This is a genomic window from Terriglobus sp. RCC_193 (assembly GCF_041355105.1).
In the GTDB taxonomy this organism is placed as follows: domain Bacteria; phylum Acidobacteriota; class Terriglobia; order Terriglobales; family Acidobacteriaceae; genus Terriglobus.
The window spans coordinates 628487-642490 of sequence record NZ_JBFUPK010000001.1 but is presented as its reverse complement, the minus strand read 5'-3'; the positions used below and the strand labels follow the sequence as shown (position 1 = coordinate 642490).

The following is a 14004-nucleotide window of genomic DNA, read 5'->3' as shown; positions in this document are numbered from 1 at the left end:
TTTGTTGGGGTTGGGTGGTTTGGGGGCTTGACAGTACTTCGTACTGTTCTTGACGCCTTCGGCGTGGTGCCAGCCATGGTCGTTCCGTGGCGCGCGGGGTTTGCTTCATGCTCCTGTTTGTCTTTTTGGCCGCGCGGGTTTCTTGATTGCGATTCTTTACGGCAGGGCTGAAGCCCTGCCCTTCCGAAAGAAGACGCGCTTTGCGCGATGAAGCTTCGCTTTTGCGAAGCTGGTTTGGGTTAGTAGCTGGAAGCTTGTGAAGGCTTTGGCAAGATGAGGGTTCGTCGGGATTCTTCGCTACGCTCAGAATGACGGGCCTTGCCGTTGGGGTTGCGCCCAGGACCAATGACTCCCGCATGGAGTTCACCAGGATGTCGATCTTGTCGAAATGCGTTGGATTCGTTGCTTGGTTACTGCTTCTGTTTTACGTGAGGCATAAGGAGGGTCACTGTCTGCTGGCCAAGTTCGGCTGACAGCGGAAGTGTTCCGATCCATTCGCCGTCCGCTTGTGCGTGGACTTTGCCTTCTGACGACTCGCAATGGAATGCCTGCACATCTGCCGTTTGAAGATACGGGTTCCATCGATCGAGACGTAGCCAGGAACACAGGAACCACAGTGGCAAGCTGAGGAACGCCGGGCACCTCACGAGAACGAGTCGCATGTATTCGTTGTTCAGGGATGCGCCGCGTGCGATGCCGGGGAAGATGCCGCCGAGATTACCGATGCGAAGTGCTATTGCGCTGATTGCCGAGGTTGTGTGCCATGCGGCATCAGGGGTTTGATAACGCACTTGAAACTGATGGAAGCGTGCGCGAAATAGCAGATACAACGCATGCAGCGCGTATGCCCAACGGCCCAGTCTGCTGCGTGACATGGTGAGCATCCGGTACATCAACGCGCCATCCGGGCCTGCGCCGGCCATGATGAGGAAGTAACGCTCGCCTTGCGATGTACTGCAGCGCGCTACGTGTAACTCTCTCTGTGATGTGTTTTGATAAGCCTCCGCCGCTCTTAAAGGATGCAGTGGAATGCCAAGTTCGCGACAGAGAGCGTTTGCGCTGCCGAGCGGAATGATGGCCAGCTTTGCAGTGGTACCTGCGATTCCCTGTAAAGCGTCGTGGATGGTGCCGTCGCCTCCGCAGACGAAGATGATCCGGGCACCGTTTGCGATCGCTTCTCTTGCCTGTTGACCTGCGCTGCCACGATGCGTGGTGGCTGTGATGGAAAGCTCAAAACCAAATGCAGTCAACATGGTCGCGATCTGGTCGATCACAGGTTGACGGGGAGTATGCGCCGTTCCTGACAGCGGGTTGTAGATCAGAGAGCTTCGCATGATGAGGACGCACTTTCAGACGATGTTGTGCGACAGAGCCATGCTACAGTCTGCGTAAAACTGCTATCGCCTACGGCTGGATGACGATCTTCATGCTATCGGCTACCGGGTGCGAAGCGAGGTCGATTCCCTTCACTGCATCTTCGAGGCTGAAGCGATGGGAGATGAGTTTCGTGAGATCAAAGGTGCCGTCGCGGTAGCCGCTGAAGACGAGGTCGATGGCTTCGTCCTGGATGGCGACGGACGATGAGTAAGAGCCCATGAGTGTCTTCTCGTCCATGCAGACGGCGGCGGGATCGAAGGGGGCTTCGCCGTGTTGGGTCTGCGCGAAGAGACAGACGCGGCCGCCGGGGCGGATGGCGTTCATGGCCTGCGTGATGAGGCTGTTTGCGCCAACTGCGAGCAGAGCGACATCGGCTCCACGGCCTTCGGTGACTCGTTTACATTCAGCGATGACGTCGCTATTCGCGTCGAGCGGATGATCGAGGCCGTAGGTCTTTGCGACGGCGTGGCGTTCGGCGTAGAGGTCGCTGGTGAGGACGTGCGGTGTCTTACGTTTTGCCAATGCAGCGAGCAGGATACCGATGGGGCCCTGGCCTATGACGAGGACGGTTTCGTCGGGCTGGAGATTGAGAAGTTCGATGGCCTTGTAGCAGGTGTTGACCGGCTCGATCCATGCGGCTTGTTCGAACGGAATATCGTTAGGTATGTGAACTAACCCTTTTTCAACGATCCAGTCCATGACACGGATGTATTCCGCGAAGCCGCCGCCGGAGGGTTCGCCGAAGCCTCCGGTTGCGCCGACTTTCTTGTAGGTCTCGCACTGCGCAAAGGTCTGTTTGCGGCAGTAATAGCAGGTGCCGCAGGGGATGTGATGGAAGCTCATGACGCGGTCGCCGAGTTTGAAGTTGGTGACGCCTTCACCGACAGCGACGATGGTGCCGCTCATCTCGTGGCCGAAGACGCGCGGCGCGGAGTGCGAACCGGTGTGGATCTTCTTGAGGTCCGTGCCGCAGATGCCGCAGGTGTGGATCTTCATCAGCACTTCGCCCGGACCTATCTGCGGGACGGGGACTTCTTCGATACGGACGTCGTTTACGGCGCGGTAGACAGCGGCTTTTTGCGTGGTAGGGATGGCTTCCATGTTCGTTACCAGTTTAATCTGCTATGGCTTTCTTGAGGCATCGTAGGCAAGGACAGGCAAGCAGGTCCTTCGATTTCGCTGCGCTTCGCTCAGGATGACGAATGTGGAGCGGAAGTGCTAACGCGGGCGTTCGATGCCGATTTCGTCGGCGATGGTGTTGCAGAGATTGGTTGCGGCGAGGCTGGCTTGTTTGCCGAATTGCGAAAGCGCGCTCCAGTAGCGGGGTTTCGTGGCGACATGTGCGACGAAGCGTGCGGTGGCGAATTTGCCTTGCGCGGTGATGAATGGATTCATGTCTGGCAACTCTTCTTCGAGGCTATCGCTGATGGCCTTGATGGCGCGGAAGCCAAGGCCGTTGGCGAGTGCGAGGCGCGCGAGTGTGGCGGCTTCCATGTCGACTGCGACGGAGCCGTCGTACGTGGTGGCAAGGCGATGTTTTTCTTCGCGGCTGGCGACGCGCGATGACGTGAGCAACAGGCCGCCGCTGCCGTCGGCTGCGTACATTTCGCCGGTGTTCAAGTCGCGCACCATGCTGGCGCGGAGAACCGTACCGGGTGCGACTTCTTCGCGGAGAGCGCCTGCCCATCCTACAGAAAGCATCATGAGCGGCTGGCAAACCTGCGTGGCACGGGCGAAGGCACGTGTGGCGGCGGCGGCGCCCATGCCACCGGCGAAGGCCATGATAGGGCCAGCGGGGTGTTGCCAGCCATCGACGCCGTTGACGGATTCCAGCGCGGCCCAGCTACGGACGAGCGGCTTCAGTTCGCCGGGCATGGCAGCGATGATAACGATGGCGTCGTTCATCATGCTTTGCTGTACTGAGGAGCGTAGTTGTTCGCTACGAACCACTCCATGGCGGCTTTCAGTGCGTGGTCAATGGGTTTGACCTGGAAGCCGAGGTCTTGCTCTGCCTTTGCTGATGAGGCCCACATCATTTTCTTGCCCATGCGGACGGCTTCTACGGTGGCACGTGGTTCTTTCTTGAGCAGACGACCGGTGATGGCTTCTTCGAAGAACGCGTAGATCATCGCGACGCCGTGCGGCACCTTTGTGGTGGGCGATGGCAGGCCGCTGATGGCGGCCATGCGATCGAGAATCTGCTTCAGCGTGAGGTTTTCGCCGCCGAGGATGTAACGTTCGCCGGGTGTGCCGCGGTCGAGTGTTTCGACATGCATCCGCGCGATCTCTTCGACGTCGACGAGGTTGAGTCCGGTGTCGACGTAGGCCGGGAAGTTCTTGTTGAGGAAGTCCACGATGATGCGACCGGTGGGAGTGGGTTTGCGATCGAGCGGGCCGATGGGCGTGGTGGGATTGAGGATCATCACGTGTTGGCCGAGGCGAGCGGCGGCGATGGCTTCCTGCTCGGCGAGCCACTTGCTGCGCTTATAGTGGCCGATCATGTCGGCTTCGGTGACGGGTGTGTCTTCGTTGACGATGGTGTTCGTTTTCGTGAAGCCCATCGTGGCGACGCTGCTGGTATAGACCACACGTGGGATGTTGAGTTCGCGCGCGAGCTTGAGGAGTTCGCGCGTGCCTTCGACGTTGGCCTTGTACATGTCGGCTGGGTCCGGCACCCAGAGGCGATAGTCTGCAGCAACATGGACGAGAGCATCGCAGCCTTTGAGCGCGCTGCGAAGTGCTGCTGCGTTGCGGAGGTCGCCGGTGACCGTGTCAGCGGCAATGCCTTCGAGCGAAGCGAGGTTGCTGCTGTTGCGTGTGAGCAGACGGAGGTTTGCACCCTGTGAGGCATAGGCGCGAGCTACGTGGCTACCGACGAAGCCAGTGGCTCCGGTGAGGAAGACGTTCATGCGCGCTGACGGATCTCCAACACTTCGAAGGCAGCTGCGACAACGTTCAAGCCGACTTCCGGCACAACACCGTCGAAGCTGAGGAGTGCGCCGTCGGTATAGCCCTGCTGATTGAGCATGAGCCATCCCCAGAAAAATTCCTTACCGAGGAAGCGGCTCCATGCGGGATCGGTGGTGAGGTCATCGGCATCTTCGAGGTCGGGGATGGGGCCGAAGGTGACAGCGATGGTGTCAGAGTCCTCGTTGCAACGAAAGATAAGGGCATCGGCACCGAAGGCGAGGAATATCTCCTCGCCTTCGCCGGTGTCGTTGCTGAGGACTGCGGTTAGTTGCCTGCCCTGCGCTTCGTGAAAGGGCTGCATCTCGTCATGCAGAGCAATCCCTGCAGCCTGCTGCGCGTCGTTCATGGAATTAGTCCAGTTTTTCGGGTTCGATCTGGATGTTCGTTTCGCCTGCGGCCTTCTTTTCCCAGTACTTCTTGACCCAGGCGTCAAAGGTCTTGCCGGCGGCGGTATCGCGGCCGCTGAAGTTCAGTGCGGCGATTTCGCTGTACGGGATGCTGCGACGTGAGCGGTCTTCGCCCTTGGACGGCATCATGCGGACGAGCGAGTCGTCGAGTGTCTTGCCGTGACGACGGTCGTAGAGATAGCCTTCCACAACTTCGCCGGACTTCAGAGTGAGGGTGACATCGCCGCGGTAGTCGAATGCCTTTTCGAGAGCGTCCTTCACTTCCGCTTCCGTGGCGAGAACCGGGATCCAGCCTTCGAGGTTTTCGCGGTCGCGGCCTGCCATGACCTCGATCTGGTCAGGGTTGAGCTGCTGCAGTTCTTCGATCTTCAGGTGTTCCTGCTGTTCTGTTGCCATGCTTAGTCCCCTGCCACCAGCGATTCGGAATGGTTGACGCGCTCGCTCTCTGCGGAGAGGATGCCGGAGCCGATCTGCACGAGCTGCCCGTGGTTCGTGGGCGCCCACTCGTTCAGATCCTTCAACGCCTTTTCATCTTCGTAGGTGCCGCCGAACATGGCCTTCGCCGTGGCGATGAGGCCCTTCAGCGAGCCGAAAGTGTAGTTGACGCCCGAGGCTTCGTAGCCGGAGTGCACCATGCAGTTGGCGCAGCGCGGGTTGCCGCTTTCGGTGCCGTAGTTGGCCCAATCCACTTCATCCAGCAGTTCCTGGAAGGTGTCAGCGTAGCCGTCCTGCAGGAGGTAGCAGGGCTTCTGCCAGCCGAAGATGCTGAACGTGGGCATGCCCCACGGGGTGCAGGTGAGTTCGCGCTTGCCCATCAGGAATTCCAGGAAGATGGGGTTGGCGTTGAACTGCCAGCGCTTCTTGCGGTTCGACAGCAACGCGTTAAACAGCTTTCGCGAACGGGCGCGGCCGAGGAAGTGCTTCTGGTCCGGCGCCTTGTCGTAGGTGTAGCCGGGCGAGATCATCATGGAGTCCACACCTGCGTCCATCAACTGGTCGAAGTGGCGGCGCACGGAGTTCGGATCGGCACCATCGAAGAGTGTGGTGTTGGTGGTGACACGGAAGCCCGCAGCCACTGCCGCACGGACGCCTTCCATCGCGATGTCGTGTCCGCCTTCACGGCAGACGCCGAAGTCGTGGTGCTCTTTTTCCCCGTCGACGTGCACGGAGAACGACAGATACTTCGACGGCTTGAAGAGGTGCAGCTTCTCCTTGAGCAGGAGCGCGTTGGTGCACATGTACACGTACTTCTTGCGGTCGATGAGGCCCTGGACGATCTCCGGCATCTTCGGGTGCAACAACGGTTCGCCACCGGGGATGGACACCATCGGGACGCCGCATTCTTCCACAGCCTTGAAGCATTCCTCAGGGGTGAGTTCTGCTTTCAGGATGTGTGCGGGGTACTGGATTTTGCCGCAGCCGGCGCAGGCCAGGTTGCAGCGGAAGAGTGGCTCCAACATGAGCACGAGGGGATAGCGCTTGCGGCCGGCGAGCTTCTGCTTGATGACGTAGGTCGCTACCGTCCATGCCTGGGATACAGGAATTGCCATAGGTCTAAGTTCCTCCGGGGCAAACGGCCCCAGCATTACAAACTGGTATTACAAATTTATTCTGCGGAAGCGCGCATCGCCTTATCGTAGGTCGTGAGCGCCAGCAGCGGGAAGTACTGTTTGTACAGGTGGTACCCCAGATAGAACACGCGGGGGAATCCTGTACCGGTGTAGTAGCTTTCGCCGTTGCGGCCCGGGATAAGTTCGCTCCACGTGCCGTCTTCCTTCTGCTGATTGACGAGCCAGCGAACACCCTTGGCCACCGAGTCAGAACGGGTGTCACCACCTGCGAGAAGCGCGAGCAACGCCCATGCTGTCTGCGAGGGGGTTGACGGACCGACGCCGCGTGTTCCCGGATCATCGTACGTAGCGCACCACTCGCCCCATCCGCCGTCCGTGTTCTGCACGGAGCGAACCCATTCGACAGACTGCTGCACCTGTGGCTCATTCTGATCGAAGCCGATGGCTTCCAGTCCACGCAATACGAGGAAGGTGCCATAGAGGTAGTTGACACCCCAGCGACCGAACCACGAGCCGTCTGACTCCTGTTCCTTCAGGATGAACTGCACCGCAGCTTCCACACGCTTGTCGCGGCGGGTGTAACCGTAGGCAGCCAGCGTCTCCAGAATGCGACCGGTGATGTCCACCGTCGGTGGATCCAGCATCGCGTTGTGATCCGCGAAGGGGACGTACTGGAAGATCATCTTCGTGTTGTCACGGTCAAAGGATGCCCATCCACCGTTCTTGCACTGCATACCGAAGACCCAGTTGATGGCACGCTGGCAGATCTCATGCTGCTGACGTTCGTGCGGATGATCGACTGCCTTCAGCGCGAGGAGAACTTCGCCCGTGTCGTCCACATCAGGGTAATGAATGTTGTTGTAGAAGAAGGCCCAGCCACCGGGTTCAACATTCTTTACCTTTTGCGACCAGTCGCCCTTGTGGCGGCTCTCCTTACTGAAGAGCCAGTCCGCCGCAAGAATCATGCGTGGGTCCGTGGGGGAAACATCCGCCGAGCCCAGTGCTGATACTACCTGCGCCGTATCCCATACGGGTGAGAGGCAGGGCTGCATACGGAAGGTGGGCGTGGGGTAATCCGGTTCGCCATTGGGCTTGTCGATGCCGAGCTTTTCAAACTCGTCCATGGCGCGAATCATCTGCGGGTCATCCAGCGAATAGCCGAGATGACGCATGGCAACGATTGCGTTGAGCATGGCGGGATAGATGGCGCCAAGACCGTCGGAACCTTCGAAGCGTTCCAGCATCCACTCTTCCGCCTTCTTCAGCGCGCGCTTGCGCAAAGGACGGATGTGAACACGCTCAGCCAGGTGAGCGATGCGATCCCAGAAGAGGAAGAAGTTGCGCCACGAGATAGGCTTCTTGCGATCCCAACGCAGGTGAAGATCAGCGTTCTTGCGGCCACCTACGAAGAGTTCGTCGATGCCCTGCTCCGGCTGCAAAAGCTTCAGCGGCTTTTTCGCATAGATGATCGACAGCGGCACCAGAATGCCACGCGACCAGGCCGAAATCTCGTAGATGTTGAAGTAAAACCAGTTTGGGAAGAGAACGATCTCCGGCGGAATAGCCGGAACAGCGTCGTAGTCGTATTGGCCGAAGGCGCAGAGATAAATCTTGGTGAAGGTGTTGCATTCCACCACGCCGCCCAGCGACAGCACCGATTCGCGGGCCTTCACCATGACAGGATGATCTGCAGACCAGCCCATCATCTTCAGCGCGTGGTATGCCTTGACGCCGTAATTTATGTTCGACGGGCCGCCGGGATAGACGCTCCATCCGCCATCTTCATTCTGATGGCGAAGGATTTCATTCACGGCACGCTGCATTTTGCCGGGATCACCGGTTCCAAGCAGCGTATGCATGAAGATGTAATCGGCCTCCAGCATGACATCAGCTTCGAGTTCGCCACACCAGTGGCCATCCGGCTGCTGCTGCGAAAGTAGCCAGTCCGCAGCCTTGCGGACAGCAGTGCGCACATGGTCCAGGCCAAGATCAATGCGCCCAAAACGTGGCTGTGCCGCGCCGGCTTCGGTGGCCGCCGACGTTCCCGGTCTGTAATTCTGATCCTGCATTCTGATTAGACGTATTCCCCGTGCCGAGCGATGCTGCTAACTGCAACTGCGAAGAGCACTACGTGATACCTTCGACTGCGATTACGCAGCCGGTGATGGCGCCGGAGTAATGGCGCGAACAATTTCCGGCGGCAGGCCGAAACGAACGTTCTCCGGCATGACCTCAACCTCATCGACCGAGCCATAACCAATGCTCTGCAGATAAGCGACCACTTCCTGTACGAGAACTTCAGGCGCGGATGCACCTGCAGTAATAGCGACCTTCTCAACGCCTTCCAGCCACTGGGGCTGAATGTCCTGGGCCTTGTCGATCAGGTAGCTCTTGGTACCGAGGTTTTCAGAGACTTCCACCAGGCGGTTGGAGTTGGAGCTGTTCTTTGAACCGACGACCAGCACCAGGTCAGCACCGTGGGCCACATTCTTCACCGCCGTCTGGCGATTTTCCGTGGCGTAGCAGATGTCCTGCGCGTGCGGCCCAATGATATTCGGGAACTTCTTTTTCAGCGCCTCAATCATGTACTTCGCTTCGTCAAGCGAAAGCGTTGTCTGCGTGAGGTACGCAACCTTGTTCGGGTCGGGAACCACGAGAGCGTCCACTTCTTCGACAGTAGAGACGACCTGGGTTACATCCGGCGCTTCGCCCTGCGTGCCTTCCACCTCTTCGTGATCGCGGTGGCCAACGAGGACGAGAGAATAACCCTGCTTGGCAAACTTGATGGCTTCGACGTGAACCTTTGTCACGAGCGGGCAGGTGGCATCAATGACCTTCAGGCCACGCTCCTTGGCGCTCTCACGCACCGCTGGCGATACGCCGTGTGCGGAGTAGATGACACGCTTGCCCTCAGGCACTTCGTCCAACTCATTAACGAAGATGGCACCCTTCTGACGCAGATCATCCACGACGTAGCTGTTGTGAACGATTTCCTTGCGCACATAGATGGGCGCGCCAAAGGTATCGAGCGCAATCTTCACGATGTCCACTGCGCGCACCACACCGGCACAGAAGCCACGGGGCTTCAGCAGGAGGACGCGCTTCTGCTGAGCGCTTTCGTTTTCGGTGGATACAGGCGGGTCGAGGGTCAGAGTGCTCACCCGTAAAGTATACCGCGAAGTAACCCCGGACGCTGTGATTTGAACCTGTTCTGGTGCAATCTGACGAAACTACGACAAAGCACCGTTGGCGCGATATGGCGCGATCGGTGCTTTGTCCAGCGAAAGCTTATGCCCGGAGATATCTATAGTTTCCCGCTGCAGCCGGCGTGGGGGCAGTGGCAACCGATGGTCGTAGGCGCGGTTGCGGCCGCGTCTTCGCAGTATCGCGAGCAGTATTTGCCTTCTGTCACGGTGCAGCTACAGGGGGTATGGGCGCACTTCTTCGGTTCATGGGACATCGGGGGAATCTCCTCTTGCGGTGAAGTCCGTAATGATTACGAGTAGTCTCCCCGATGCCCGGGTTGCCGCGATTAGCGGCTGGCTTTCAGCATTTGTTCCGCGTGCTTCAGGCTGGTTTCCGTGACCGTGGCTCCGGAGATCATGCGTGCGATTTCGCCGGTGCGTTCCTCGTCCTTCATCTGGCGGATCTGGGTGCGGGTGCGGCCTTCTTTTTCCGACTTCTCGACGAGGAAGTGTTGGTCGGCAAAGGCGGCGATCTGCGGCAGGTGAGTAACGCAGAGGACCTGCTGGTGCTTTGAAAGCGCCTTCAGTTTTGCGCCGACCGCTTCCGCAGCGCGGCCGCCGATACCAATGTCGATTTCGTCGAAGACGAGCGTGCGCGGCAAAGGGATGCGGCGTTTGGTGCGGTCTGCCCCGCCCTCTTCCACGGAGACCTTCAGTGCGAGCATGACACGGCTCATTTCGCCACCAGAGGCGATTTCTTCGAGCGGCTTCAGGGGTTCGCCCGTGTTAGTGGCGATGAGGCATTCCACATGATCCCAGCCGACCGCCGTCCAGAAGCTCTGCTCCTTCTGCGGCGCGACTTCGACCCGGAAGCGAACCTGCATGGCGAGGTCGTTGATCTGTTGCTCGGCGAGTTTTTCCAGCTTGCGTGCGGCGGCGGTGCGTGTCTCAGTAAGGTCCTGCGCGACGCAGGTGTAAATGTGTTCGCATTCCGCGAGTGTCTTCTTCGCTTCCGCGATGAGAGCTTCGCGATTCTCTACTTCGTTCAGCTTTGCCGAGACGTCTTCGCCGTATGCGACGACTTCGCCAAGCGTCTTGCCGTACTTGCGTTTCAGGCGGTCCAGCGCGGCGAGGCGATCTTCAATCTCAGCGAGGCGCTCCGGCGAGGCGTTGATGTTTTCCGCGTAATGACGGGCTGTTTCGCTGATATCGGCAATGGTGGCGCGTGCATTGGCGATCTGGGTTGCGGCTTCGGTAAACGAAGGATCGTAACGCGCAAGTTCTTCCAGATGTTTTTGCGCAGCGGCAAGTGTGGATTCCGCGCTGGCTTCGTTTTCGTAGAGAACTTCCTGCGCGTTCATGGCCGCGGTGTAGAGCTTTTCCGCATTGGACAGGACACGCTTCTCGGCTTCGAGTTGATCGTCTTCTTCGGCGGATGCGATGTTGGCGTCGGCGATTTCGCTGCGCTGAAAGCTCCACAGATCGACCATGCGCAGACGCTCCTGCTCATCGGCTGAAAGGCGGTCGAGTTCTTCACGTGCGCCGCGCCAGAGCGAGTAGGCAGTGCGGATATTCTCACCTGCCTGCGCAACATCGAGCCCCTTGTGCGATTTGAGGCGTTCGCGCAGATCGATGACAAGCTCTTTGCCCAGTCCTGGGTTTGTATTCACACCGGCAAAACGATCGAGCAGACCGCGCTGTTGCGACTGATCGAATGCTCCCATGGTTTCCGCCTGCGAGTGCACCAGTGCGAGTTCCGGGGCGAGCTGGCGGAGAACGGCGACGGTGGCGGGCTGATTGTTGAGGAAGACGCGCCCTTTGCCAGATGCGTTCACTTCACGGCGAAGAAGAATTTCCGTACTTTCGACGTCGATGCCGTTGGCTTCGAGGATGGCCTCGGCTCCAGCCGTGGCTTCGAAGACGCAGGAGACGACGGCCTTGTCCGCACCGTGGCGCACCACATCGCTGGCAGCGCGACCGCCCATGAGCAGGGCGAGCGCATCGACGAGGATGGATTTACCCGCGCCGGTTTCGCCGGTGAGCAGGTTCAGGCCGCTGCCAAAGGTGGCGACGGCGTGGTCGATGACAGCATAATTTTCCGCTCGCAGCTCAAGGAGCATCTTCGCCCTCTCTTCGCGCCGAGAATAGCACGGATGGGCTGGTGGCCGGATTACATTTCTTTGCGGCAGGCATTGGCAAAAGAAGTTCCCGAGTCTGCCTGATATCAAAGCAAAACACAAAGATCGTGCGGTACATGCAACGAACATCGTGATTTATTGCGATCTTTTCGATCGGTTTCCGGCAGAGATGCACCTGAAAAGATTCTCCCTCACCTTCCACCCACAGCAAGAGTCGATACACTGCGAGCAAGCTATGAGTCTTCTTCTGACACTTCTCCTGCAGGACGGCACACCGGTCAACGCGGCAACTGCACCACCCGATGCCGCCAATTCTTCCGCATTGATGGAAATGCTGCACAACAGCGGCCCGGTGGCGCTGACGGTGCTGGCGCTGCTGCTGGTGCTGTCGATTGTTTCGTGGACCATCATGCTGACCAAATGGGGTTCGTTCCGGCGGGCGCGCGCCAAAAGCCAGCAGTTTCTGCGTGCCTTTCGCAAATCGTCACGTTTGAGCGAGATCGCGACCGTTGCGGAGACGTACAAGCCTTCTCCGCTGGTGAATGTGTTTTCAGAGATTGTGGAGGAGTATCAGCGGCAGACCGGTGGCCGCGGATTCCCTCGCAATCCTGTTGCCGTGGAACGCGCCGCGCAGATTGCGACCAGCGAGGCGATGACCGATCTGGAATCGCAGTTGACGTGGCTGGCAACGATTGCGGCTGTGGCTCCGTTTATCGGATTGCTGGGCACCGTGATGGGCATTGTGGATGCATTTCATGGACTGGGAACGCAGGGTGCTGCGACATTGCGCGCCGTTGCGCCGGGTATCAGCGAAGCCCTGATCACGACGGCTGCGGGTCTGGTTGTGGCGATTCCGGCGGTGGTTGGCTACAACCAGCTGACGGCCAGTGTGAAAGATTTTGCGGCGCGGATGGATGACTTTGGCCGCGAGCTTTTGAATGCGCTGGAGAATGCCGCTGCTGCCACGCCGCAGACGGGGCAGGACGATCCTCGCCGCCGCATCTCACAGACCAACTAAAGCTTTCGGAGAGAGAACGCGATGGCATTTTCCAGTGGCGGACGCACACGCTCTTCGCTGGCAGAGATCAACATCACACCACTGGTGGACGTGGTGCTGGTGCTGCTGCTGATCTTCATGCTGACGGCACCAGTGCTGCAAAGCGGTATTGAAGTGGCAGTCCCACAGACGCGCACGGTGAATCAGCTTACAGACGAACGCACCGTGGTGACGATTGACCATGAACAACGCGTGTATCTGCAGGACAAGCCCGTGAACCTTGCGGAATTGCCAAGCCTGCTGCGCAGCAAGGGCGATCCGTCAAAGAAAGTGATCTATCTGCGCGCGGACCAGAAGGTGCCGTTTGGTGCGTTTGCTTCGGTGATGGATGCGGTGAAGCAGGCGGGGATTACGAACATCAGCATTGTGACCCGGCCGATTGAGAAATAAGCGATGCCCGTAACGATGGAGCCAACCCGGATGCAGGAGCGCACGAAGCAGAACTTCGTGGTGTCGCTGGTGCTGCATGGCGTGGTGATTGGCGGTGTGCTGGCTGCGGGGTATGTTTTTCGCAATCACGGAGAGAAGTGGGGCGATAAATCTGACATTACAGGTGCGGTGCAGGCGACGATGGTGAATTCCCTGCCGCTGCCTCCGCGCGTGCAGCCGAAGGAAGACAATGTGCTGGCGAGCGAGAATCCGAGTGAAGCTCCTCCGCCACCCACGCCGGCAGCAGAGCCTCCACCGAAGCCGACGGACATTCCAATTCCGGTGAAGCAACCGGACAAGAAGACACCTCCGCCCAAGGTTGCGGAGAAACCTGCGCCTGTGCCGCCGCAGAAGCCGCAGCCCACAAAGCAGCAGCCGGATAAAGCGACTTCCGGTGAGACTGCCGGGCTGAAGATGGCCATGACCTCGGTGGAAAATCGTGCGGGCACATCGGCAACAAACGTGTCGGACTCCGCGTTTGGCGAGCGTTATGCGTATTACGTGCGACAACTGACGCAGAAGGTGGCGCAGCAGTGGTACACGCAGACGCTGGACAGCGGCGCTGTGGGGCATCGCGTGTGGATTAGTTTTCGCGTGAACCGCGATGGCTCACCATCGAACATTCAGATTGCAAAACCGAGCGGTGATACCACCCTTGATGCCAGTGCTCTGCGCGCGCTGCAACGCATTGACACCTTTGGGCCTCTGCCGGATGGCTACTCCGGCTCGTACATCAACGTGCAGTATTACTTTGATCCGAAGGACAACTAACCGGTACGCAGTATGAGTTGCATGGAGTTGCGGATGAAAATGCCGTACCCATCAAGGAACATTCTCCACACCGTTTTCATGCTGCAACGTCTACCATGG

14 protein-coding genes are annotated in these 14004 nt (G+C 58.9%); 4 read left to right on the top strand and 10 right to left on the bottom strand.

The features are described 5' to 3' along the window. Positions 1-410 precede the first annotated feature (410 nt). From AB6729_RS02645 to AB6729_RS02605, 9 genes are all read right to left on the bottom strand, one after another. A complete protein-coding gene (locus AB6729_RS02645) occupies positions 411-1334 on the bottom strand; it encodes a diacylglycerol kinase family protein (RefSeq protein WP_371080002.1) in 924 nt (307 codons plus the stop codon). A 70-nt stretch (positions 1335-1404) separates the two neighbouring features. Further along, the gene (locus tag AB6729_RS02640; RefSeq protein ID WP_371080001.1) at positions 1405-2478 is read right to left on the bottom strand and encodes a zinc-dependent dehydrogenase; all 1074 of its coding nucleotides are present in this window, start codon (positions 2476-2478) and stop codon (positions 1405-1407) included. A gap of 117 nt (positions 2479-2595) precedes the next feature. Beyond that, positions 2596-3285, bottom strand: coding sequence for a nucleoside phosphorylase (locus tag AB6729_RS02635; protein ID WP_371080000.1), 690 nt, complete (start codon positions 3283-3285; stop codon positions 2596-2598). Beyond that, positions 3282-4286: a hopanoid-associated sugar epimerase gene (gene hpnA / locus AB6729_RS02630; RefSeq protein ID WP_371079999.1), complete on the bottom strand. Its 1005-nt coding sequence runs from the start codon at positions 4284-4286 to the stop codon at positions 3282-3284. Before hpnA ends, AB6729_RS02635 begins: the two co-directional genes overlap by 4 nt. Next, positions 4283-4693: a DUF6334 family protein gene (locus AB6729_RS02625; RefSeq protein WP_371079998.1), complete on the bottom strand. Its 411-nt coding sequence runs from the start codon at positions 4691-4693 to the stop codon at positions 4283-4285. Before AB6729_RS02625 ends, hpnA begins: the two co-directional genes overlap by 4 nt. A 4-nt stretch (positions 4694-4697) precedes the next feature. Continuing rightward, positions 4698-5150, bottom strand: a complete 453-nt coding sequence (locus AB6729_RS02620) for a hypothetical protein (RefSeq protein ID WP_371079997.1) — start codon at positions 5148-5150, stop codon at positions 4698-4700. A 2-nt stretch (positions 5151-5152) separates the two neighbouring features. After that, entirely contained in the window at positions 5153-6304 is a 1152-nt protein-coding gene (hpnH, locus tag AB6729_RS02615) for an adenosyl-hopene transferase HpnH (RefSeq protein WP_371079996.1), read from the bottom strand. 56 nt (positions 6305-6360) lie between these two features. Beyond that, positions 6361-8394 carry a squalene--hopene cyclase gene (shc, locus tag AB6729_RS02610; protein ID WP_371079995.1) on the bottom strand — a complete coding sequence of 678 codons (2034 nt, stop codon included), beginning with the start codon at positions 8392-8394 and terminating at the stop codon, positions 6361-6363. A gap of 81 nt (positions 8395-8475) precedes the next feature. Continuing rightward, positions 8476-9486: a 4-hydroxy-3-methylbut-2-enyl diphosphate reductase gene (locus AB6729_RS02605; protein WP_371079994.1), complete on the bottom strand. Its 1011-nt coding sequence runs from the start codon at positions 9484-9486 to the stop codon at positions 8476-8478. Positions 9487-9615: 129 nt separating this feature from the next. Here AB6729_RS02605 and AB6729_RS02600 point away from each other — a divergent pair, with 129 nt between their 5' ends. Further along, positions 9616-9831 carry a hypothetical protein gene (locus AB6729_RS02600; protein WP_371079993.1) on the top strand — a complete coding sequence of 72 codons (216 nt, stop codon included), beginning with the start codon at positions 9616-9618 and terminating at the stop codon, positions 9829-9831. A gap of 26 nt (positions 9832-9857) precedes the next feature. On the opposite strand, the gene recN is transcribed toward AB6729_RS02600, so the two are convergent. Further along, complete coding sequence (gene recN / locus AB6729_RS02595) at positions 9858-11630, bottom strand: DNA repair protein RecN (RefSeq protein WP_371079992.1); 1773 nt, start codon at positions 11628-11630, stop codon at positions 9858-9860. 253 nt (positions 11631-11883) lie between these two features. Between recN and AB6729_RS02590 the strand changes: the two genes are divergently transcribed. From AB6729_RS02590 to AB6729_RS02580, 3 genes are read left to right on the top strand one after another with little or no spacing between them, the layout of a single operon-like run. Further along, on the top strand, positions 11884-12666 hold the full coding sequence (locus AB6729_RS02590; protein WP_371079991.1) for a MotA/TolQ/ExbB proton channel family protein: 783 nt from the start codon (positions 11884-11886) through the stop codon (positions 12664-12666). Between the two features lie 21 nt (positions 12667-12687). Continuing rightward, positions 12688-13095 (top strand): ExbD/TolR family protein, encoded by a 408-nt coding sequence (locus AB6729_RS02585; RefSeq protein WP_371079990.1) that lies wholly within the window; start codon positions 12688-12690, stop codon positions 13093-13095. Positions 13096-13125: 30 nt separating this feature from the next. Beyond that, on the top strand, positions 13126-13905 hold the full coding sequence (locus AB6729_RS02580) for a TonB family protein (protein ID WP_371079989.1): 780 nt from the start codon (positions 13126-13128) through the stop codon (positions 13903-13905). Positions 13906-14004 lie beyond the last annotated feature (99 nt).

What these genes read in the sequence shown, in the direction of transcription:
- AB6729_RS02645 (WP_371080002.1), bottom strand. Translation starts at nt 1,334, where the DNA reads ATGCGAAGCTCTCTGATCTACAACCCGCTGTCAGGAACGGCGCATACT.
- recN (WP_371079992.1), bottom strand. Translation starts at nt 11,630, where the DNA reads ATGCTCCTTGAGCTGCGAGCGGAAAATTATGCTGTCATCGACCACGCC.
- AB6729_RS02640 (WP_371080001.1), bottom strand. Translation starts at nt 2,478, where the DNA reads ATGGAAGCCATCCCTACCACGCAAAAAGCCGCTGTCTACCGCGCCGTA.
- AB6729_RS02585 (WP_371079990.1), top strand. Translation starts at nt 12,688, where the DNA reads ATGGCATTTTCCAGTGGCGGACGCACACGCTCTTCGCTGGCAGAGATC.
- hpnA (WP_371079999.1), bottom strand. Translation starts at nt 4,286, where the DNA reads ATGAACGTCTTCCTCACCGGAGCCACTGGCTTCGTCGGTAGCCACGTA.
- AB6729_RS02580 (WP_371079989.1), top strand. Translation starts at nt 13,126, where the DNA reads ATGCAGGAGCGCACGAAGCAGAACTTCGTGGTGTCGCTGGTGCTGCAT.
- AB6729_RS02590 (WP_371079991.1), top strand. Translation starts at nt 11,884, where the DNA reads ATGAGTCTTCTTCTGACACTTCTCCTGCAGGACGGCACACCGGTCAAC.
- AB6729_RS02625 (WP_371079998.1), bottom strand. Translation starts at nt 4,693, where the DNA reads ATGAACGACGCGCAGCAGGCTGCAGGGATTGCTCTGCATGACGAGATG.
- AB6729_RS02635 (WP_371080000.1), bottom strand. Translation starts at nt 3,285, where the DNA reads ATGATGAACGACGCCATCGTTATCATCGCTGCCATGCCCGGCGAACTG.
- hpnH (WP_371079996.1), bottom strand. Translation starts at nt 6,304, where the DNA reads ATGGCAATTCCTGTATCCCAGGCATGGACGGTAGCGACCTACGTCATC.
- shc (WP_371079995.1), bottom strand. Translation starts at nt 8,394, where the DNA reads ATGCAGGATCAGAATTACAGACCGGGAACGTCGGCGGCCACCGAAGCC.
- AB6729_RS02620 (WP_371079997.1), bottom strand. Translation starts at nt 5,150, where the DNA reads ATGGCAACAGAACAGCAGGAACACCTGAAGATCGAAGAACTGCAGCAG.
- AB6729_RS02600 (WP_371079993.1), top strand. Translation starts at nt 9,616, where the DNA reads ATGCCCGGAGATATCTATAGTTTCCCGCTGCAGCCGGCGTGGGGGCAG.